Below are 21,109 nucleotides of genomic sequence, written 5' to 3'. Positions count from 1 at the left end.
TCAGAAGATGCCGTCAACAGCTCCGGCCTTGGTCCCCTGGTTGGGTCAACCGCATCCGGAATCGCTTTCAGTCCCTCAAGGGACGCCGTCAGGTTGCGGCAATCTAGGGGAGGGGATGCGGCGGATCAAGCGCGAATGCGGCGTCCTTGCGCCACGCTCAACATCTGCCTGGCCGAAGGCGGCCCGGGAGATTGTTTTTCCGCAGAGACTGGGATATTGACACAAGCAGAAGTTCAGAGGGTTTGAGGAGCAGCTGGCGCGTGCAGCGTTTCCGGCACAGATTTCAAGGCGTGAGGCGGGTGAATGTCAGGGCGGTAGCTATCGCGCTGCTGCTGATCCCATTTGTGCTGACCGCCCTGATGCCACAGGGCTATATGCCCGGCAAAACGGCGGATGGCGGCTTCACAGTGACGCTGTGCACCGCAGATGGCATCAGAACCGTCACGCTGGACGCAGAGGGCCGGGAGAGACCGGCCCCGGCCGGTCCGCAGGACGATCAGGACCGTACGCATACGCCCTGCGTCTTTGCCGGGATCGGCGCGGTCCTGGCTGCCGAAACGGTGCCGGAACCTGCTTTTCCCCCGCCATCTCCCCAACCGGTCCCGGTCTGGCAAGAGACCGCCTGGATGCCGGTCGGCCTTGGGCCGCTTGGCGCGCGCGCGCCGCCTCATGGAAGCTGACATCTCCGTTCGCATTCCAAGATCCCAAACGAGTTGAGCTGGACCGGTTTGATCCCGGTTGCGGTTCGCACTGGAGTTTCCATGAGCTTGTCTTCTGACGGCGCCGCGAAGGCGTCTTCCCCCAGCCGTTTCTATCTGGCGGCCTGGCGCTGGCATTTTTACGCCGGTCTGTTTGTCATCCCCTTTCTGCTCACCCTGGCCACGACCGGCATGACGATGATGTATATCGGCTATATCGATGGCCGGGATGGCGAGAAAATAACGGTCTCCGTGCCTGAGAACGCAGCGCCACTGAGCGTGTCGCAGCAGGCCGAAGCCGCCCTTCAAAGCCAGCCCGGCAGCACCCCGGTGGAATGGCTGAAAGGCCGGTCGGCGGAGAGCGTCTCCGTCTTCCGGATCAAGCATGAGGGTGTCCAGACCATGGTCGCGGTCGATCCCTATACCGGGGACACTATCGACAGTTGGAACCGGCGCAAGGGCTGGTATGACTTTGCCGACAACATTCACAGCGACCTGCTGCTCGGCACGCCCGGCGACCGGTTGCTGGAAATCGCCGCTGGCCTGGCCTTCATTCTGATCGTGACCGGTCTTTATCTCTGGTGGCCTCGGGACAGAGCCCTGGCACAGGCCTTCATTCCCGATCTGCGCCGAACGGGCCGGGAGCTCTGGAAGGCGCTGCATGTGACCGTCGGCATCTATGTCTCGTTTTTGCTGCTGCTGTTCCTGATCACCGGCATGTCCTGGACAGGGGTCTGGGGCGGCAAGCTTGTGCAGGCCTGGAACACCTTCCCGGCGGAAAAATGGAGCAATGTGCCCCTGTCGGACGTTACCCATGCCTCCATGAACCACGGCGCTGTGTCCGATGTGCCCTGGGCTTTGGAACAGACGCCGATGCCGGCCTCCGGGTCTGACGCCGGTGTGGCCGGAACGACACCCGGTGTGCCGGTCACGCTGGACAGCATCTCCGACCTTGCCAAGGCTATTGGTTTCACCGCGCGTTACCGAATTGCCTTCCCGCGCGGTGAAACGGGGGTCTGGACCATCAATCAGGACACGATGAGTTCGGATGCGGATGATCCCTTTGCCGACAGGACCGTGCATGTGGATCAGTATACCGGCAAGGTGCTGGCCAACGTGGCCTTCGCCGACTATTCGCTGGCCGGAAAGGCCATGGCGGTGGGCATTCCGTTCCATATGGGGCTTATGGGCCTTTGGAACCTGCTGCTGAACACACTTGTGTGCCTGTCGGTGATTTTCCTGTGTGTCTCCGGCGTGGTTTTGTGGTGGATGCGTCGGCCCAAGGGCGTGGTGCTGAGGGTCTTTGCCCCAAAGACGCCGAACGACCTGCCCCATTGGCGCGGCGCCATGATCCTGATGCTGTTTCTGTCGCTGGCATTCCCGCTTGTGGGCATCACTCTGCTTACCGTTCTGGCGCTCGACTATCTGCTCGTCAAACGCATTCCGAGCCTGCGCAAGGCCTTTGGCTGACACGGTCCCCGGGCGCTGGCCCTGTCAGTGCCCGTTTTTTCTTCTTTCTTTGTGTCAAACGGCAGACGCAAAGCCCCATGCCGAATACCAGAGTGAAGGGGCGAGCTTGACCTGACAATCTTGGCCGGATCTGGGAGCCTGGCCGCGAACGCCGGGCATGTGACCGCAGTCTTTGCCGGTCACGCGGCAGCGTCCGTTTTACGCCGCAACAGCCCAGTCTTCCGCGTCCTTCCGCGCGCCGATCAACGCAAGGCCATTGGCGACGGAGGTGAGTTCGTTGCCACCGGACATCTTTTCGTCCCCGAAGCGGGCCGCGAACTGGCGGCGCACGGCAGGCACAAAAGAGGTGCCACCGGTCATGAATACCCGGTCGATATCTGTCTCCTTGAGGCCCGCCTTTGCCAGCGTGGCATCAAGCGCCTTGTTCATCTTGGCCAGGTCCCCGGCGATCCAGCCTTCGAAATCGGCCCGCGTGACCGCGGCCTTGAAGCCGGCGCCGAGCGGGGCAAAGGCAAAGTCCGCTTCGTCCTGAGACGACAACAGGGCCTTGGTTTCAGACACGGCCTTGTAGAGTGGATAGCCCTGGTCCTCTTCCACAAGCTCAATGAACAGCTCGATCTTGTCCGGATCCTGGCACCAGCGCAGCAGCTTCTTCAGTTCCTTGAAATCATCCGAGGTCTTGAAGATCGACAGCATGTGCCAGCGGGCGAAATTGGAAAAGAGGTTCGGCGGGATCTCAAGCACCTTGCCCATGCTTTTATAGGTCGAGCCCTTGCCCAGTTTCGGCAACACCACATTGTCGATGATCCGGTAGTCCAGTGTGTCCCCGGCAATGCCGATACCGCCGCGCCCAAGCGGCGAAGCCGTCATGTGGCCGCCGGTGCTTTCAAAGCGCATCAGGGAATAGTCAGTGGTGCCGCCGCCCAGATCTGCCACCAGGATCGTGGTGTCCCGGGTCAGGGTCTGTGCGTAGGAAAAGGCGGCGCCGACCGGCTCCATCACGAATAAAATATCCTCAAAGCCGACTTTCCGGAAGGCTTTGCGGTACCGGTCCATGGCCAGCTTCACGTCCGGATTGTGCCCGGCAAATTCAACCGGACGGCCCACGACCAGTCGTGTTGCGGAGGGATCGAAGCTGGTTCCGGCGCGCTCGAAAGCGCAGCGCAAAAACGTGGCCATCAGGTCCTCGAACTCGAAGCGGACCCCGAAGACACCGGTGCCCTTAAAGAGGCTGCTGGCGGCGAAGGTTTTCAGCGACTGGATGAAGCGCACATCGCCGAAGCTCTCCAGAAACTGCCGGATCGCCCAGGGCCCGACCTCCGGATTAAGCGCCCGCGCGGCCCCCCGGTCCAGGAAGCTGAGCACGGTGGGCAGGGAGGTGAAGCCGTGCTCCTGGTCCTGAAAGGCAACGGGCCGGGTGCTGCCCGTGTCTTCTGCAGCCACGGCAACGGTGTTAGATGTTCCGAAATCCAATCCGATTGTTCTTCTCATCTCAACTCACCTTTGGCTATTCACGGCAGCGCGCGGGAGGACCGGTGCCTGAAAGGGCCGGTGAAGGAGACTGTCGCGAAACTGGAATGGCCGCGCTGAATACGGCCAATTGCGGGAAAAGGCAAGCAATCCCTGATCCGGCGGGAGAAAATCTACTGCGTTTCCAGAACGGGACTGTGCTGCTCTGCATCGGCCGGGGCTGCGCTGACCGGTCCGCTCCGGCCCTCTGTCAGGGAGGCCGGGCGGCTGCGCTTGCGGCGCTCGGTCGGGGACAGGCCGTATTTTTCCCGGTAGACGCTGGCAAAATGGGCCTGATCCACAAAGCCCGTTGAAAAGGCCACCTGGGCGACGGCCAGTCTTGTCTTGCGCAACAGGTCATCGGCCTTGTGCAGGCGGATATCCATGTAGCAGCGCATCACGCTGATGCCGAGATCGGATTTGAAATTGCGCTGAAGCTTGCGCGGGCTCACCCCGGCCAGCATGGCGATCTGGTCCAAAGTCAGAAGGTCGCTCACATGGCTTTCCATCAGATCGACAGCAGCGACCACGCAGCTGTTGAGGCTTGCTGCACTGCCCAGATAGCGCGAGCGCAAGGGCTCCTCCGGGCTGCGCATGCCGCTATGGACCAGCCAGTCGCTGACGGTGGTGGCCAGCTCCAGGCCCAGTTCGGATGTGATCACCGCCAGCATCATGTCGAGCGCGGCAACCCCGCCCGCGCAGGTATAGCGGTTGCGGTCGATCACAAAGAGACGCCGCTCCAGAAAATAGCGGTCCGAATGGGCGCTGAGTTCCTCAAAATGTTCCCAATGTACGGTGAACCGGTGGCCGTCCATCAGCCCGGCCCGTGCAAGCAGGGCACCGCCGCCGGAAATTCCGCCAAGGGCCACCCCATGGGCGGCCAGCTTGCGCAACGCCGCCTGTATTGGTCCAGAGGCCGCAGACACGGGGCGGCTGCCTGCCACCACAAACAGAATATCCACCTGATTGCTGAGGATACCGAGGGGCTCGGTCTCGAACTGCGCGCCGCAGGAGGCACGCACCTTACCGGCGTTCAGCGAATAATAGGTCAGGGTGAAATGATCCCCGGTCCCGAGGTGGTTGGCAGCCCGGAAGGGCTCGACTGCCGCTGCAATCGACATCAGGGCGAACCCGTCGACCAACAGGAAGCCAATCTTTCGGCATCTGGTCTCACTCGTCATTCCCGCATCTTATACAGAGGGACCTGTCACCGGTCACGTCTCTTGTCGTGTCAGACCGGTATCAGCGGCAGGCGGGAGAGGCTGGAAACAGGGCGACCCGCAGCCCATCACGGCAAGGGTGCTCGTTATAGGGGCGTCGTAAGGGTCAATGCACTTTATGCGAGCTTCGCCTTGGATTGTGTTAGGCAACGTAATATGATGGCTCGATTAGAGTAAAGATTGAAGCAAATGCGAGGTTTGAGATTTATGTCCGAAAAATGAGAATATGAACAGGTGTTTTGAATATTTCAAGTTCTAAGCATTTTGGGATTTGATGCGTGTTTTCCGGTTTTTGAACGTGATTTTAAATCAGAATATTGCCGAACTTTGATGAGGTTGCTGTCATGAGACGAGTTGTGCCGAAGTCCCTTCATCTTGAAGCGCGCCGGGAGATGGTCGGTGCCTTGTGCGCCTATCAGGACAAACTTTGTCCGGCTGAATTGCTGGCGGTCGCCAGTCAGGTTGTCGGAAGCTTGATTGCCCTGCAGGACGAAACCCGGCTGACCCCGGAACATGCGATGGAAATCGTGTTGCAGAATATCGAGGAAGGCAACCGGGCCGCCAATGCGGATCTTGCGCAAAAGACCGACGCCGCCTGAAAAATCTGCGTCGCGGTACCGGCAGGGTCAAACCCGCTTCGCGAGGCTCACACGCCGCGTGCCAATGTCCTGAGATGTTCCAGCTGGAGCGACGCCACCTCAAGGCCGTTAGCATGCGCCGCGCGCAGGGCTGCGGCGCGTCGGCTTCCGGGAAGGCGCGCACCCTCCAGGGCTTGCAGTCGGTCGAGCAGGACGTCCAGCCGACGGCTGAAATGCGCGTCCTGGGGTGTCATGGCAATTAGAAACTGGCCGACATGGGGCGCAGGCCCTTCGGCGGTGAAGAAAGACGAAGCATCCGCACTGAATGCAGCCCCTGTCATCGTCGTGGCAAGGATCTCGATCATCAGGGCAAGGGCAGTGCCTTTTGCATCTGCAATGGGCAGCATGGTCCCCGCCAGCGCCTCGGCCGGATCCGTGGTTGGCTGGCCTTCCCGGTCCAGCGCCCAGCCTTCGGGAATGGGCTCTCCGGCTTTGTGGGCCGCCATCACCTTGCCGCGCGCCACCTTGGACAGGGACAGGTCGATGACAAGCGGGTCGCTGTTTTCGCGCGGGGCGGCAAAGGCAATCGGGTTGGTGCCGAAAAACGCTGTGCTGCCCCCGTAAGGGGCCATGGCCGCCGGGGTGTTGGCAACCATCAGCGCCACCAGGCCATGACTGGCCAATTTGGCCACCTGCACGGAAAGGGCGCCGCAATGGTGGGAGCGTGTCACGCCCAGGCTTGCGCAGCCATGGGCGCGGGCAAGATCGGCCCCCTCGCGGATCACCAGATCCAGCGCCGGATAGGCAAAGCCGCCATCCGCATCGGCTAACAGGCTGGCCGTGCCGGTCTGCCGGATCTTGACCTCGGCCTGCGCACGGATCTTGCCGCTGCGCATTTGGGCAGCATAGTCGGCGACGCGGGAAAACCCGTGCCCCCTCTGGCCTTCCGCCTCTGCCGCCACAAGGGCTGCCGAAACGGAATGGGCCACCGGTAGGTTGGCTCCGGCGGCAGTGAAAACCGATGTCAGGAGCCGGGTGGCCTGCTCCAGGGTCAGGCGTTCTGATTGCGTCATGGTCCCATCCTTGCCGAACGGGCAGGACAGGGCAACCGGCTGCCCGGCTGCCCTGACCCGTATCAGGCGCTGCGATAGAGTTTTGTCATGGAAAACTCCCGGTGGCCGAGAGCCTCGGAGGCGGTGTGACGCCCGTTGGCGGTGCGGCGGATCATGTCGATCAGTGCGTCACCGGCCTCATCGATGGTCATCTCCCGGCGCAGGATGCCGGATACATCCACATCCACATGCTCGCTCATGGTGCGCACCGTGCGCGGATTGGCGGTGATCTTGATGACCGGTACGATGGGGTTGCCAACCACATTGCCCTGGCCGGTCGGGAAGGTATGGATGACGGCTCCACCTGCGGCCATCAGCGTCACGCATTCTGCTGCCGCCGAAGAGGAATCCATGAAATAAAGGCCGTTGCCGGAGGTGGGTTCTTCCGCCGGTTCCAGAATGTCGATGTAGCAGGAGGTCCGGCCGATCTTTTCCAGATTGCCGAGGGCCTTTTCCTCAATGGTGGTCAGACCGCCTTCGATATTGCCCTTGGTCGGCTGGCTGTCGGACAGGTCGTCGGTCTGGTGGGCAAAGATCACTTCGTCCTGATAGGCCTTCCACATCTTGTACCAGCGTTCGCCGACCTCCTCGTTGACCGCTCGCTTCTGGCAAATATGTTCCGCGCCGGTGATTTCAGAGGTTTCACCGAAAAAGCCGGTAATGCCTTCCGGCAGCAGTTTGTCATACATGTTGCCAACGGTCGGGCAGGAGCCGAGGCCGGTGGTGGTGTCGCTCTCACCGCATTTGGTGGAGATCCAAAGGTCCGAAAGCGGGCATTCTTCCCGCTGCAATTCACTCGACCAATGGACAAATTCCTTGGCCTTCCAGGAGGCGGCGCGGATGGTCTCAAAGTCCCCGTTCTGCTCAATGGAGAATTCGGCCACCGGCTTGCCGGTCTTGCGGATGCCGTCGGCGATCCGCCTGGTCCAGCCCGGTTCGATGCCGATGACCACGACAGCGGCCACATTCGCATTGGCGCCAGTGCCGATCATGGTGCGGAAATGCAGATCCAGATCCTCACCAAATTGCAAGCGGCCATAGGCATGGGGAATGGCCAGCGTGCCTTTGACATTGTTGGCAACCGCCTCGCAGGCTGCGTTGGAGATATCGTCCACGGGCAGGATGACCACATGGTTGCGCACACCAACCCGGCCATTCTCGCGCCGGTAGGCTTTCACCGTGATGTTGGAATATTTGGAAGACATGGTCACGGCTCCTTACCAGCGCTTTGTTTTGCAATTGTGGGTGTGCACGTGGCCGCCCTTGGGAATGTCGGCGATGATCTTGCCGATGTCCTCACCATATTTGGTGGCCGTATCGCCCTCCTTGAGGTCCTTCAGCGCGATCTTGTGGCCAATGGGCACATCCGCGCCGGCGGTCAGCCGGAAGGTGGAATTGTCATGGGTGACACAGCACAGCATATCGGTGCCGCTGGTCAGGCCTTCCACCACAACCACGCCGACATTGTCGGCGTGCTCATGGACAAGCAGGTGAGGAATTTCGGACATGGAGCGTCTCCTTATGGATTGGGTTTCAAAAGGATCTTGGGAATGGCGACCTTGCCGTCCCGCAGGTCGGTAAAGGCTTTCAGCCCCTCGGAAAGCGGCCGAACCTCCACCCAGTCGAGCGGGCCGAGGTGGCCCTCGAACATGGCTCTGGCAGTGTCGCGGAAGTCCTGGGCCGTATAGGTATAGGTGCCGATGAACGTGATTTCCTGAAGGGTCATGCGCCGGATATCGAGCCCGCCTTCCGCCGAGCCCAGTCCGATATGGGCGATAACGCCACCCGGTTTTATCCGGGCGGAGGCGGCTGCACGGGTCGTCTCAAACCCGACCGCATCGATCACCAGATCATAGAGCCCGCTGGCCTCGCTCTCCTGAGGCGTCAGCACCTCCTGGGAACACCGGGTCCTCAGGTAGCGGGCGCGGGTCTCATGGGGTTCGACAATGCGGATCTGGCTGACCCCTTGCGCCCTCAGGCACAAGGCTGCGCCAAGGCCGATGGTGCCGCCGCCGATGACAAGGGCTTTTGCGTCCGCCGGTCCCTTGAACAGGGCCTTGATGGCGAGCCGCACCGCATGCCAGCCGCAGGCCAGCGGCTCGGTAAGGGCGGCCTGTTCGTCACTGACATGGTCCGGAACGGCCACCAGATTGCCATCTGCGGCAGTGACAAACTCTGCAAAGCCGCCTTCGCGTGGGGGCATGGAAATGATTTTGCGCTCCGGACACAGATTGTCCCGGCCAGAGAGGCAAAACTCGCACGTGCCGCAGGAGGCGAGCGGATTGACGGTCACCCGCTGGCCTGAAAAGGCACCGGAGAGGGCGGTGCCCGAGACTTCATGGCCCAGGATCAGTGGCGCCGGGCGGCGTTCGTCATGGCCTAGAAAGGCATGCATGTCCGAGCCGCAAATGCCGCTTTGGGCCACCTGGACCAGCGATTCTGCGGGGCTGGGCACCGGATCGGCGGTGTCCTGATAGGATTGCGTTTGCGGGCCGGTGTAAACAAGTGCTTTCATTTTGCGGTGAAACCTCCGTCAACCATAAGAATCTGCCCTGTTACATACGCGGAAGCTTCTGAACATAAAAAGAGAATTGGCCCATCAATGTCACTGAGCCTGCCGTTGCGCCCGGCACAGGTCTGTGCGGCGTTGCGCTGCGCCCTTGCGTCATCTTCAAAAACGGCGGCAGTGAGTTCCGTTGGAAAAAAGCCGGGGCCAATGGCATTGGCGGTGATGCCGTCTTTCGACCAGGCCTCGGCCATGGCCCGCGTCATCTGCCCGACCCCGCCCTTGGACGCGCCATAGGCGATCCCGCCTGGAAAGGCCCGGAAACTTTGCAGGGAGGCAAAGGTCACGATCCGGCCCCAGCCTGTGGCCCGCATGGCCGGGACAAGGGCCTGGCTGAGAAAGAAGGGCGCCGTGAGGTTGAGGGCAAGGGTCAGCTCCCAGCCGTCCCGGGTGACGTCATCGGCGGGCTGACGGGTGTTAATCCCGGCCGCATGCACGAGGATCTGAGGTGAGCCGAACGGCGCGGCAATCCGATTGGCTGTTTCGTCGAGGCTGCCCTGTTGGCTGAGGTCCGCCGGAACCGACGCTGTGGCGCCTCCGGCGGTCCGGCGCCAGTCCTCCAGATCCGCTTCGCGCCGGGCAACGCCAACCACCTTTGCCCCGGCAGAGGCCAGTACGGTCGCCGCGCGGCGACCAAGTCCAGAACTGGCGCCGGTGACGCAGGCTACCTTGCCGGAAATGTCAAAGAGGCCGCTCATCCTTTAGATCCCGGCCTCGGCGTTCAGGTCAAATGTTTCATCGGGGAAGTACTTCTTGAGCCGGATATCGGCAGTGCGGGCGTGGCCCTCCATGCCTTCCAGGCGGGAAATCCGGGCCGTGGCTTCCGCCACCGGTTTTGCCCCCTCTCGGGTCGCCCGCTGCCAGGTGACGATCTTCATGTATTTGTGGACCGACAGGCCGCCGGTATAAGTGGCTGCGCCGGAGGTGGGCAGCACATGGTTCGGGCCGGAGGCCTTGTCGCCAAAGGCGACCGTTGTCTCTTCGCCCAGAAACAGCGAGCCGTAGCAGGCCAGCCGCTCCAGCCACCAGTCAAGGTCCCGGGCCTGCACGGTCAGGTGTTCGGGCGCATAGGCGTCGGAGGTTGCCGCCATTTCGTCCCGGCTGCTGCACAGGATCACCTCCGCATAGTCGCGCCAGGCGGCCGACGCATTGTCCCGGTTCACCTCGGGCAGATCGTCGATCAGCTTCGGCACCCTGGCCATCACCGCTTCGGCCAGAGAGCGTGTGTCGGTCACCAGCCAGACCGGAGAATTGTAGCCATGTTCGGCCTGGCCGACGAGGTCGGAGGCCACCACCTCCGGATCCGCCGAACTGTCGGCCAGGATCAGGCTGTCGGTCGGCCCGGCAATCATGTCGATGCCGACCCGGCCGAACAGGATGCGTTTGGCCTCGGCCACAAACTGGTTGCCCGGGCCGACCAGAATATTGGCTTTCGGCAGGCCGAACAGGCCGAAGGTCATGGCGGCCACGCCCTGGACCCCGCCCATGGCCAGAATTTTGTCAGCGCCGCAGACCTTGGCCGCATAGATGATGGCGGGATTGATGCCGATGCCCGGGCGCGGTGGCGAACAGGCAATGATGTTCGCACAGCCCGCCACCTTGGCGGTGGTCACGGTCATGATGGCGCTGGCAATATGGCTGTAGCGCCCGCCGGGAATGTAGCACCCGGCAGTCTCCACGGGGATGCTCTTCTGGCCGGCGGTCAGGCCGGGCACCACTTCCACCTCCACATCCACACAGGTCTGCTTCTGGGCTTCGGCAAAGCGCTTCACATTGGCATGGGCAAATTCGATATCCCGCTTCAGCTTATCCGGCACTTTTGCCGTTGCGGCCTCAATCGCGGCTTCGTCCAGCAGGATTGCGCCGTCATATTTGTCAAAGCGTGCGGCATAGTCGAGGGCGGCCGCATCACCGCCCGCTTCGATCGTATCCAGGATTTCCTGCACGATCCGGGTGGTTTCAGAGGCGTCTGTCTTGGAAGTGCGCACCGCTTTTTTCAGATAGTCGACAGTCATGGCGGGTCCTACTTGTAAATATCGGGAAGAAGCGTGGTGGAGATCGCCGGGACATAGGCGATCAGCAGGGTCACGAGCAGCATGAAGAAGACGAAGGGGATGGCACGGGCCGCGATCTTCAGGATCGATTCCCCGGTCAGGCCAGACACCACGAAGAGGTTGAGGCCAAGGGGCGGCGTGATGAACCCAACCCCGAGGGCGGTGATCATCATGATGCAGAACTGGATCTCGTTCATGCCGATATTGTCGGCCAGCGGCTTCAGGATCGGTGCCAGGATCACGATGTTGGGTGTGGTCTCCATCACGCAGCCGGCCGCAATCAGGATGACGATCATCAGCAGGATCAAAAGGGCCGGTTCATTGGTGAGCGAGGTCACGGCATAGACAAATCCCTGGGGCACGCCGAGGATCGCCAGTGCCTGGGCAAGGGGCAGGGAAAAGGCGATGATCGGCACGATCACGCCATTGACCTTTGCCGAGCTGACCAGCATGGCCGGAAAGTCCGACAGTTTCAGCGTGCCGAGCAGGAAGCCCATCGCAATGGTAATCATCACCGCAACCGCACCGGCTTCCGTAGGGGTCAGGCGGCCAGAGAAGATGCCATAGAAAATCACGCCGGGAACGATGAAGGCATACCAGCCCGATTTCAGCGCCTTGCCGAGATTGCTGGCCCATTCCCCGAAGGTCATCAGCTCGCCGCTCTCATAGGCGTAGATCCGGTTCATGACGATGTTAGTGACCAGGATGGAGACCAGAATGGCCAGGCCTGGGACCACGGCGGCCAGAAACAGCGTGGAGGCGGAGATGCCCAGCACCAGACCGATGATGATATAGGCGATGGAGGGCGGGATCAGGATGCCGGTACAGGCGCCTGCGGCCACCAGGGCACAGGCATAGGGGCGCGGGTAGCCGCTGTCCACCAGCCGATCGATGGTCATGCGCCCTACGGCTGCGGCCCCGGCTGCATCGGATCCGGAAATTGCGGAAAACATGCCGCAGACCAGAACGGTGGCCGAGCCGAACCCGCCCTTTGCCCAACAGGTCAAGGCCTCGGCCACGTCAAGAAACTTGCGGCTGAGCCCGGTGCGCACCAGAACGTCGCCGGTCAGGATGAAGAGGGGCACCGCTGTCAGGGCAAAATGGTCGATGCCGTGAAACAGGCTTTCGCCCACCAGGGAAAGCGGCAGGGCACCGGAGATCACCAGCATGGCGATCGAGGCGGCGCCGATGGCGGCCCAGACCGGCACCGCAAGGGCGACCAGGACGACAAAAATGAGAACCGGGCCGTAAAAGGACCATCCCAGTTCGACGGTCTGTTGCTGAAGATGTTGCCAGAGCATCGCGACCTCCCTCAGTCGAACAGTTTGTCGCCTTCATAGACGGGGCGCCCGTCACGAAGGTCGCGCAGATCACGCAGGAAGGACTGGACCAGGCGGAACAGGACCAGGGCGAAGCCGAACGGCACGGCCATCAGGAACCAGACCTGGCTGATGCGCAGGCCATGGGTGACGGACCCGAATTTGGCGGAGACCAGAACCGTTTCGAAAGACCAGTAGAGAGCAATCACCGCTACGGCGGCCATCACCAGGTCGCCGAAGATATAGAGCAGGGCTTTGAAGCGCGGTCCGGCATATTGCATGATCACGTCAATGCGGATGTGGCCGCGTTCCTTCACGGCGGCGGCAGCGCCGATCCAGACCAGATAAATGAAGGAGTAGCGGACGATTTCTTCCCCCCAGATCGAGGAATAGGCGAAGACCTCGCGCCGGATCACTTCGACAAACATGGTCAGGACGAGCATCACATAGAACACCAGCAGCAGCCAGCGTTCACCGTTGCGGTCGACGGCTTTGAGAACAGTCGGCATAGGCACTCCTTCACCGGTCCCATCAGACAGGGTCTGATGCGGCGGTCTTGCGGAATGGAAAACGTCGGGCGGGTCCGGACCGGCGCTGTGTCAGCGCCGGTCCGTTGTGGTCTTTTTGGGGCTCAGGCGTCGTGCACGTAGTAGCGGCTCTGGGAGGCGGCGGCTTCTTCGAGCCGCGCAAAGGCCTCCATGGATCCGGCCAGTTCAACCTTGAACGGATCCCATTCCTCGCGCTGGTAGCCCCCGGCGGCTTGCCATTCGGCCAGCTGGTCCTGGGTCAGGGAGTGGAACTCCACCCCCGATTTAACCAGTTCCGACATGGCGTAGGAGCGGGCGGCGGGGACCTTGGCAAGGTTTTGCTGTGCGGTGATGTCACCGGCAAATTCAATGCCTTCCTGAACGTCGGAGGGCAAGGAATTGAACCATTCCAGATTCATGGAATAGACCTGACTGTCCGGCACCGCCTGGGTGAAGGTGACATGGCTCAGGATGTCCTTGAACCCGAAGACATAGAGGGCGCCGACGGAGGGGTCGAGCGCATCTGCGACCCCCTGCTTGATGGCGGACGGGGTCTCGCCCCAGGCGACCGGGGTCGGGTTGGCACCGACCATGCGGTAATATTGCTGCAGCATGGCCGAACCGGGAACGCGGAATTTGACGCCATCCAGATCCGCCGGCGTAAGGACCTTGTTGCCGCCCTTGCGCACGGCGACCACGCGCGGGTCGATCACAACATAAAACAGCGCCTTGAAACCGGAGGCTTCGATCTTGGGATGAACCTCCTCTTTCCAGGCCTTTGAGGTGACAAGATTGGTGAAACGCTGATTGGAGCCGCAAAAATACGGCATGTTGATCAGGTCAACTGCGGATGCAAAGGGGGCGAAATTCGACAGTGAGTGCTGGGCGGCCTGAATGGTGCCGCCCTGGACCGCCTGGGCGAGAGCCCCGCCAGCGCCAAGCTGACCGCCGGGGGCCAGGCGCACATAGACTTTGCCATTGGTGGCATTCTGGATGTTTTCCTTCAGGTCCAGCTGCATGATCGGGTAGCTGCGCGAAGCGCCCAGCACATAGGCGGTGGCCAGCGTCATGATGTGGTCGGCGGCCTGTTCCCGTGCGCGCTCCTCCTGCGCGGTCTGGGCTGCAGCCTGCTCGGACCAGAGCGTGCCGGCCGCACCTGCCACAAGGGCAGCGGTAAAGCTTCCGGCCCCGGCCAGTTTTAAAAAGGTCCGGCGCTCGCACGAGGCGAGGTCTTCAGTTTTCTTCATAGTCTCCTCCCAAAATCCGGTTCTGACCGGTTATTTGCCGGCTTTTTTGTCCGCTTCCTTCCTCAGGATTGCCGCCGTGAACGCAACCGACACTGCCAACAAACAAAGCATCTCACCGGCATTTCCGAAAAACGGCATTCCGCCAAAAGAACCGACCGAAACGTTGATCACGAAGACGGCGAAGAAAAGCACCGCCAGAGCCAAAAACATGATCACCTCCCAACGATCAATTCCCCCGGCATTGAAAAATGTAAGCGCTTACATTATGCATTGCAAGCGGAAAAAACGGTTCCCGCAGTCTGAAAAGATCTGTAAGGCAGGATCAGGGACGATAAGAAAAGGGGAGCAGCGGTACGCCGGACTTATGGCAAATGAACCCAAACACAAGATCAGCGGCGTGCCCACATTGGCCGATGTTGCCAATGCGGCAGGTGTTTCAACGGCCACTGTTTCAAGATGTCTGAACCTGCCTGACAGGGTCACGAAAAAGACCTTGAAGACGGTGATGGATGCTGTTGACCGGCTCGGATATTCGCCCAATTACAGCGCCCGGGCTCTTGCTGCCGGCCGCACCAACACCATCGGTGCGATCATTCCGACCATGGAAAACGCTATCTTTGCCCGGGGCCTGCAGGCCTTTCAGGAGGAGTTGCACAAGAACGGCTGCACCTTGCTGGTGGCCAGTTCCTCTTACCGGCCGGAGCTGGAAGAAGAGCAGATCCGGACCCTAACCGTGCGCGGAGCGGATGCTCTGCTTCTGATCGGATATCAGCGGGACCCTCAGATCTATACCTATCTGGAAAAGCGCAACATTCCGGTGGTTCTGACCTGGGTGTCCGATCCGGACTCCAGCAACCTGTCCGTGGGATTCAACAACAAGTCGGCGATGCACGCCCTGGCGCAGCGGGTGCTGGCGGAAGGGCACCGGCACATCGGCTGCATTTCAGCGCCAACGGCCGACAATGACCGGGCGAGGGCCCGGGTGGAGGGGATCCGCGTGGCCTTGATGGAAATGGGCCTTGACCCGGACGGTCTTCAGCTCGTGGAAGCTGACTATTCGATTGAAAACGGGGACAGGGCCTTCCGCACCCTCATGTCTGCCCCGGTCCGGCCAACGGCGGTTATGTGTGGCAATGACGTTCTGGCTGTTGGTGCTTTGCGGGCGGCTGGAGCCCTGGGTCTGAAAGTGCCGGAGGAGGTCTCCCTGACCGGCTTTGACGATATTGAATTGGCCAGTGTTGCCCCGGTTCCCCTGACCACCGTCCATGTGCCCCACCGCCGCATGGGCCAATATGCAGCCCAGGCGCTGCTGACGGCGCTTGGGGGCGGGCGGCCGGACAGCGTCGAGTTGCCCACATCCATAAGCATGCGCAAGACACTGGGTCCGGCGCGGGAGCCGTAAAGCGCTGCCTTTTGCTGTTACTCTGCCCGCAAATCCTCATAAGACACCATGACATGCTGCCGGTAGGCCGGGCGGCGGGTCAGTCTCTCATAATAGGCTTCAAGCGCGGGCAGGGGCGCTCTGTCGATGCTGATATCATAGTAGCGGTAGAGCACATGGGCGAATTGGATGTCAGCGAGGGTCAACCCGTCTCCGACAAGAAAAGCCTGTGACTGGAGCCGGTCCTCGGCGATCTTGAACTTGGCCTCCAGGGCGCGGACAGCAGCCTGGATTTTCTCCGGCTCCCGGCTGGCGCACGGTGTGCGCACCACCCGCCAGAATACCGGCGCGGTAAAGGCGAGGGCGACATTCAGTTTCGACCATTCCGCCCACCGGTCCACCTCGGTTCTGGCAATAAGTTCCTCCGGCCAGAACGGGCCCTGGCTGTATCTGCTGGCGAGATAGCGCAAAATGGCACCGGTCTCCCAAAGAGGCGGGTTGGTGCCGTCCTGAAGCACCGGCACTGTCCGGTTCGGGTTGAGCGCAAAAAACGCATCCGTCTCGGTCCCACCAAAGCGGTGGCCGATGTCATGGCGCTGACAGGGCAGGTCCAGCTCGCCGATGCACCACATCAGCGCCTGAACATTCGACGAGGTCTTGCGGCCCCAAACCGTGAGCATGACGGGTCCTTCGTGTGTGAGGTGGGCCGGTGGGCCAGCCTCTGCAGTCTAGCGTCTCCGTCCTGGGCATCAAGCTGTGCTCCGCGCAAGCGTGGGGCAGATCCGGCCGCTCCGGTGCCTGTTGCATTGTTGACTGCTTGCCCGGCAATAGAGCTCTGTCCGGCGTGGGGGGCTTGGGGCAAGCGCCGCTATCGCTGCCGGGCCAGCCTATCGCTGGTGTGGCTGTTGACCCAGTCTTCAATGTAGGTGTGGTGGTCCGCCCAATCGGACCAGGTGGCCGCCGCCCAGTCCCGGATCTTGGTGCTATGATCCGGGCTTCCGGCAAAGGGCGCCACATCGGCGATGCACATGGAAAAACGGCTTGGCGGCTCCAGAAAGATCAGGCTGGCCTTATGTCTGGAAAAGCCAAGCATGACCTCGTTGGTTTTCTGCGGCGGCAAGGGTGTTGTCAGCTGGACATGAAGCCGCGCCAGATGCAGCCCCACCGACTGGATTTGCCGTCGGCTCTTCTCCGTGCCGGGATGCTGAACCGCATAGGTGTCCACCGTCATGCGGTGGGCGGCCGCAAATTGAGGGGCGCTGTACTCAATGGCCAGAACCTTGTTGAAGAGATCGAAACAGGCCGGTGACGCGGTCATATAGGCATGAACTGGCCCTTCCATGACATCAAGTGTGGCGCCACAGCCGGGGCAGCGGGATGTTTTGGGAAGGGCGTGCATGATCTGCGTATCTGAGCCTGCGCCTGAGAGGGGTGTGTGGTTTGGGTCTTTGACAGTCTTTTGAGAACGCAAACCTAGCGGCCGATTGGGGCAGAGTTAGGGGAAGAGGCTGCGCCCATCCCTCAAATCGAAAGCTGGTGACTGGCGTGCGGAAAACCATGCGACCGGAACCTCGCAATGCACAATCCCAGAGCGCCGATTGCGCAGGGTAGGGTGGCGCGGGCGGGAGCTGGTTGCCATGCCGCCATCCGTGTCATTGACCCCGCTGCAGCTGCGCCTCCCGCTGACGCTAAAGCCGATTTTCCGGAAATCCGCTGTCGGCAGGCAACGGACTTCGTCAGATGTTTGGCAATATTCTGGGCCGAGGGAACGCGGGGCACCAAAACCGGAGAGTTGATCCCCTGCGGCGCGTGGGACATGGCGCTGGTGGCGGGCCTTTCCCTGCGGCTGCAGGGACGCTGAGCGGGCGCCTCTTGTTGCGCAGTCAGCAGCTCCGGCGCTCGCGGATTTTGGATCCATGGTCCGGGGCGATCTTAGGACGCGGTCCGGTAGCCGCCATTATAGGCCTCGCTCTTCCGGCGGATCTGGGAATGCTCTACAATGCGTTCGCGTGCGATCCCGCGGAACTCTTCAATTGACGACAGGCCTTTGCGCTGCAGGTAATCGCGCAAATCCTCTGTCAGTTCCTGGATGAGCTTAACGCCAATCCCACCGCTGCCTTTTTCTTCCATGGCGGCCGTGCAGACCTGCAGGTTCCCCGCCCCGTGGACAATAAAATTGAAGGCCTCGCGAAACCCCCGGATGCCACCAATGCCGGAAATCGCCTTGTCCGGATACGCCCGTGAGATGTCCGACACACGTTGCAGGGCTTGCGGCAGAATAGCCGCGCCTCCCAGGCCTCCGGAAGTGACAAGGCCGTCGACCTCGACCTCGAATTTCATGGTTTCAGGGTCCATCAGGGGCAAAGACGGAAACGTATTGCACAGCGATATGGAGGCGGCGCCCGATTCATAGGCGACCCCGGCGGCCTCCACCAGAGAGGAGGTTGAGGGCGTGAGTTTCACCCACACCGGAACGCTGACCACGCCGGTGACAGCCTTGAGGATCGAGCGGATGATGTCTTCATCATTGGCAATATGCGCGCCCATGTCTTTGCGGTCCATATGCGGGCAGGACAGGTTCAGCTCCAGCGCGTCACACCCGGCGGTCACGCAAGCGGTTGCCAGCTTGCGCCAATTGTTCATTTCGTCTTCACCGCCCGCCCCGGCCATGATGGAGGCAATGAGCATGCGGTCGGGATAGGTGCTCTTGATCTCCTCCAGATCAGGAAGCCACAAATCAAGCGGCTGATCGGAAATCAGCTCCCAGTTCCAAGAGGAATGGGCCACCGTGTCTGGCCGTTTTGTGCGCGAAACGTAAGGTTTGGCTTCGCTGGAACGCTGAAAGATCGTCTTGGGTCCTGCGACGTTTTCAACCGGGTGCAAGCCAATCGTCTTGGTGACAACACCTCCCCATCCAGCCTCAAAGGCCCTCAGAATTTTGCGTTTGCTTTCCGTAGGCGGCGCAGAAGCCAGAACGAATGGATTGACGAATTCAAGGCCGGTGAAATGTGTCGAAAGCGCATTTGACATAATGTGTCCTCTGGTTTTTGAGGACTAGGACAATCATTTTTGACCAAAGAGTCAATCTTTGCCGGAGCCCCTTCTGCACCAGATCCGGAAATTGCAAAAAATTAAAGCAAATGCCCAAAAAACAGATGCAGATGCTGCCAAAGACCATGAAGACCGGGAAGAAGAGGGAATGCGGTGCTGGCCGTGTCGAGCCCCAGGCATATGCCGGTATTCGGCTTCAAGCCGCTTTGACCTAGTGTGGTTGAATTAAAATACGCCTCTTTTATGCAGCGCGCACCGGAGCATATTTCAGTTTCGAAAACCATAATAGAAACATAAGCTTGCTAGCCACACTCTAGTGCTCTTCGCAATCTGGTCAGATTTGGCCTAATATCAACCTCACCAAACAAGACCCTATTGGCTGGTTTTTCAGCTTCGCCGCCAAGGAAAGGCGAGCAGGCTGGCCTTGTTGGCCGGGTAAGCGGTGTGACACAGCGTGGCAGGCCTGAAAAAGCCACCAAAGGCCACGACATGAGAGCGTTGCGCCCTGTCGCGCGCCCTGGACGATATCCCATACGGCCCTGTAACATGCGCTTTGCAGAACGCGCTCATGTCTCGGTCGAAGAGGGTCTTATTTGGTAAGGTTGGTTTTACCGGGCCAGTTGCATCAGAATGTTTGTAGAAACGGCCTGAAGATGGCGTCCAATGGGTCTTCGCACAACCCAATTTGCCTTTTTCGGGTTGAGCGCTACCGCAGACGCAAATATGGCGGACCTTCTGGGAGAAAGTTCGAACCATATTGATGATCTTTTCAAAGAGCTTGAGACATGGGAAGCGATATTGAATGCGCTTCCAGATTTCGATGTGGATGAAACTTCTCCGCCAAGTGATCCGCCCGATCTAAGCCCGCGCTGATCCTTTCCTACATTCAAATTCAATTGCACCCGCCCTCACTATGAGCGGCGGGTTTTCTTTTTTTGGGGAGCCTGCGCGCCTACAATGCCTAACCCGCCTGACCACCGCATCACGATTCGGCTCAAGCCGGACGAGTATGCGCTTGTGAAGGCAAAGGCGGGTGACAAGCAACTTGCTCCATTCATACGCGAACTTGTTCTGGAGAAAGCCGCAGAGCAGCGCAAGGCACACAAAGCTGCACCGATAAAGGACCATCGCGTTCTTGCGCAGATTCTTGCCTTGCTCGGTCAGAACAATCTGGTTCTCGCATTCAAAAAAGCTTCGGAAGACATTGAGGATGGCACTCAGCCAGCAGATGACGAATGCAAAGCGCTTCTCGTGCAGTGCCATGATCTTCTGACCAGAGTTCGTAAGTTATTGATGTGCGCTCTTGGGGTAGCAGAGCGATGATGCTCAAGGGGGCACAGCGCGGCAATGCCAAAAAACTGGCGATTCACTTGCTCAATGAAAACGACAATGATTTTGTTGAGGTGCATGAAGTCTCAGGGTTCGTATCCGATGATGTCACTGGCGCGTTCAAGGAAGTCCAGGCGATTGCCAAGGGTACCAAGTGTAGCCAGCCGTTTTTCTCCGTCAGTATAAACCCGCCTGCCAATGTATCCGTCACGGTTGAGATGTTTGAAGAAGCTGCGGACAGGATTGCTGAAGTCAATGGCCTCGTCGGTCAACCTCGCGTTCTCATTTTTCATGAGAAAGACGGGAGGCGGCATGCACATGTGGTGTTTTCCCGCATTGATGCGCAGACCATGACAGCGAAGAACCTACCGCATTTCAAAAACCGGTTGATGTCTCTCAGTCGAGATCTTTTCTTTGAGCATCAATGGAAGATGCCTGCGGGTTTACGTGATCGTTCCCTCAAATCTCCCACCAATGTCACGCTTGCAGAATGGCAAGCTGCCAAGCGGCGCGGCAAGAACGCAATCGACCAGAAAAAACTCATTCAACAATGCTGGATGGTCAGCGATAGCCGTTCAGGTTTGGAAGCAGCGCTCAAAGATCATGGTTACATTCTCGCCAAAGGCGATAGGCGCGGTCATGTGGTTGTTTGCCATGACGGTGAAGTTTTGGCTGTTGCTCGAGCGGTTGGGAAAAAAGCGAAGGTCGTTCGCGAACGACTGGGAGAAGCTGACGGCCTGCCAAGCGTTGAAGAGGCCATGGCAAAGCATAGAAACAACGTCCGCCGCCAATTCGTCCGTATGGCTGGTGAAGCAAGGAATGATCTGACCATCGAACGTGCAGCACTTGAGAACGAGCGCAAGCAATTGATCTCAACTCATAGAAGTGAGCGCACAAAGTTGGACGAAGGTCAGGCTAGACGATGGTATGCAGAAGCGTGAGCGTCCGTTGAACCCGACCTGCCGCTTTTCGATTTGGTGCGTTAAGTGTCCGCTTAATTAAATGGACATTTAAGGGCCCTTAATGAGTAAGCGAAGAAAGCGGCGGA

General features: G+C 60.2%; 22 protein-coding genes. 7 read left to right on the top strand and 15 right to left on the bottom strand.

Annotated features, from left to right (window positions below; all coding sequences use genetic code 11):
- Nucleotides 1–260 precede the first annotated feature (260 nt).
- On the top strand, nt 261–680 hold the full coding sequence (locus tag ACXAH0_RS20795; RefSeq protein WP_475176676.1) for a hypothetical protein: 420 nt from the start codon (nt 261–263) through the stop codon (nt 678–680).
- An 81-nt stretch (nt 681–761) separates the two neighbouring features.
- Nucleotides 762–2,168, top strand: coding sequence for a PepSY-associated TM helix domain-containing protein (locus ACXAH0_RS20790; protein WP_475194783.1), 1,407 nt, complete (start codon nt 762–764; stop codon nt 2,166–2,168).
- Nucleotides 2,169–2,366: 198 nt separating this feature from the next.
- Here ACXAH0_RS20790 and ACXAH0_RS20785 read toward each other — a convergent pair whose 3' ends face one another.
- Nucleotides 2,367–3,659 carry an Hsp70 family protein gene (locus tag ACXAH0_RS20785; protein ID WP_475176686.1) on the bottom strand — a complete coding sequence of 431 codons (1,293 nt, stop codon included), beginning with the start codon at nt 3,657–3,659 and terminating at the stop codon, nt 2,367–2,369.
- Nucleotides 3,660–3,811: 152 nt separating this feature from the next.
- Nucleotides 3,812–4,858, bottom strand: coding sequence for a GlxA family transcriptional regulator (locus tag ACXAH0_RS20780; protein ID WP_475176689.1), 1,047 nt, complete (start codon nt 4,856–4,858; stop codon nt 3,812–3,814).
- A 383-nt stretch (nt 4,859–5,241) separates the two neighbouring features.
- Here ACXAH0_RS20780 and ACXAH0_RS20775 point away from each other — a divergent pair, with 383 nt between their 5' ends.
- Nucleotides 5,242–5,496, top strand: coding sequence for a hypothetical protein (locus ACXAH0_RS20775; protein WP_475176694.1), 255 nt, complete (start codon nt 5,242–5,244; stop codon nt 5,494–5,496).
- 47 nt (nt 5,497–5,543) lie between these two features.
- Here ACXAH0_RS20775 and ACXAH0_RS20770 read toward each other — a convergent pair whose 3' ends face one another.
- From ACXAH0_RS20770 to ACXAH0_RS20725, 10 genes are all read right to left on the bottom strand, one after another.
- The gene (locus ACXAH0_RS20770) at nt 5,544–6,548 is read right to left on the bottom strand and encodes an Ldh family oxidoreductase (protein WP_475176699.1); all 1,005 of its coding nucleotides are present in this window, start codon (nt 6,546–6,548) and stop codon (nt 5,544–5,546) included.
- A 62-nt stretch (nt 6,549–6,610) separates the two neighbouring features.
- Nucleotides 6,611–7,792 (bottom strand): UxaA family hydrolase, encoded by a 1,182-nt coding sequence (locus ACXAH0_RS20765; protein WP_475194782.1) that lies wholly within the window; start codon nt 7,790–7,792, stop codon nt 6,611–6,613.
- A gap of 12 nt (nt 7,793–7,804) precedes the next feature.
- Complete coding sequence (locus tag ACXAH0_RS20760; protein WP_475176711.1) at nt 7,805–8,095, bottom strand: UxaA family hydrolase; 291 nt, start codon at nt 8,093–8,095, stop codon at nt 7,805–7,807.
- Between the two features lie 11 nt (nt 8,096–8,106).
- Nucleotides 8,107–9,102 (bottom strand): zinc-dependent alcohol dehydrogenase, encoded by a 996-nt coding sequence (locus tag ACXAH0_RS20755; RefSeq protein ID WP_475194780.1) that lies wholly within the window; start codon nt 9,100–9,102, stop codon nt 8,107–8,109.
- Nucleotides 9,099–9,851: an SDR family NAD(P)-dependent oxidoreductase gene (locus tag ACXAH0_RS20750; RefSeq protein ID WP_475194777.1), complete on the bottom strand. Its 753-nt coding sequence runs from the start codon at nt 9,849–9,851 to the stop codon at nt 9,099–9,101. The genes ACXAH0_RS20755 and ACXAH0_RS20750 overlap by 4 nt, the downstream gene beginning before the upstream one ends.
- A gap of 3 nt (nt 9,852–9,854) precedes the next feature.
- Nucleotides 9,855–11,168 (bottom strand): histidinol dehydrogenase, encoded by a 1,314-nt coding sequence (gene hisD / locus ACXAH0_RS20745; RefSeq protein WP_475194775.1) that lies wholly within the window; start codon nt 11,166–11,168, stop codon nt 9,855–9,857.
- A gap of 8 nt (nt 11,169–11,176) precedes the next feature.
- Nucleotides 11,177–12,508: a TRAP transporter large permease gene (locus ACXAH0_RS20740; protein WP_475194773.1), complete on the bottom strand. Its 1,332-nt coding sequence runs from the start codon at nt 12,506–12,508 to the stop codon at nt 11,177–11,179.
- 11 nt (nt 12,509–12,519) lie between these two features.
- Entirely contained in the window at nt 12,520–13,035 is a 516-nt protein-coding gene (locus tag ACXAH0_RS20735; RefSeq protein ID WP_475176732.1) for a TRAP transporter small permease, read from the bottom strand.
- Nucleotides 13,036–13,157: 122 nt separating this feature from the next.
- Nucleotides 13,158–14,300, bottom strand: coding sequence for a TRAP transporter substrate-binding protein (locus tag ACXAH0_RS20730; RefSeq protein ID WP_475176736.1), 1,143 nt, complete (start codon nt 14,298–14,300; stop codon nt 13,158–13,160).
- A gap of 30 nt (nt 14,301–14,330) precedes the next feature.
- Nucleotides 14,331–14,510: a hypothetical protein gene (locus tag ACXAH0_RS20725; RefSeq protein ID WP_475176742.1), complete on the bottom strand. Its 180-nt coding sequence runs from the start codon at nt 14,508–14,510 to the stop codon at nt 14,331–14,333.
- A 154-nt stretch (nt 14,511–14,664) separates the two neighbouring features.
- Here ACXAH0_RS20725 and ACXAH0_RS20720 point away from each other — a divergent pair, with 154 nt between their 5' ends.
- The gene (locus tag ACXAH0_RS20720; protein ID WP_475194770.1) at nt 14,665–15,702 is read left to right on the top strand and encodes a LacI family DNA-binding transcriptional regulator; all 1,038 of its coding nucleotides are present in this window, start codon (nt 14,665–14,667) and stop codon (nt 15,700–15,702) included.
- A 17-nt stretch (nt 15,703–15,719) separates the two neighbouring features.
- On the opposite strand, the gene ACXAH0_RS20715 is transcribed toward ACXAH0_RS20720, so the two are convergent.
- From ACXAH0_RS20715 to ACXAH0_RS20705, 3 genes are all read right to left on the bottom strand, one after another.
- Nucleotides 15,720–16,361, bottom strand: coding sequence for a glutathione S-transferase family protein (locus ACXAH0_RS20715; protein ID WP_475176749.1), 642 nt, complete (start codon nt 16,359–16,361; stop codon nt 15,720–15,722).
- 188 nt (nt 16,362–16,549) lie between these two features.
- Nucleotides 16,550–17,080 (bottom strand): DUF5946 family protein, encoded by a 531-nt coding sequence (locus ACXAH0_RS20710; protein ID WP_475176753.1) that lies wholly within the window; start codon nt 17,078–17,080, stop codon nt 16,550–16,552.
- 533 nt (nt 17,081–17,613) lie between these two features.
- Nucleotides 17,614–18,711, bottom strand: coding sequence for a tRNA-dihydrouridine synthase (locus ACXAH0_RS20705; protein WP_475194768.1), 1,098 nt, complete (start codon nt 18,709–18,711; stop codon nt 17,614–17,616).
- A 744-nt stretch (nt 18,712–19,455) separates the two neighbouring features.
- Here ACXAH0_RS20705 and ACXAH0_RS20700 point away from each other — a divergent pair.
- From ACXAH0_RS20700 to ACXAH0_RS20690, 3 genes are all read left to right on the top strand, one after another.
- On the top strand, nt 19,456–19,605 hold the full coding sequence (locus ACXAH0_RS20700; protein ID WP_475194765.1) for a hypothetical protein: 150 nt from the start codon (nt 19,456–19,458) through the stop codon (nt 19,603–19,605).
- Between the two features lie 84 nt (nt 19,606–19,689).
- Nucleotides 19,690–20,055 carry a hypothetical protein gene (locus ACXAH0_RS20695; RefSeq protein WP_475194763.1) on the top strand — a complete coding sequence of 122 codons (366 nt, stop codon included), beginning with the start codon at nt 19,690–19,692 and terminating at the stop codon, nt 20,053–20,055.
- Nucleotides 20,052–21,002, top strand: a complete 951-nt coding sequence (locus ACXAH0_RS20690) for a relaxase/mobilization nuclease domain-containing protein (RefSeq protein WP_475194761.1) — start codon at nt 20,052–20,054, stop codon at nt 21,000–21,002. The genes ACXAH0_RS20695 and ACXAH0_RS20690 overlap by 4 nt, the downstream gene beginning before the upstream one ends.
- Nucleotides 21,003–21,109 lie beyond the last annotated feature (107 nt).

It is taken from the genome of Roseibium sp. AWQ4_290, assembly GCF_056160985.1.
Note: the sequence above shows the minus strand (reverse complement) of the source record. Positions and strands in the feature narration are given on the sequence as shown.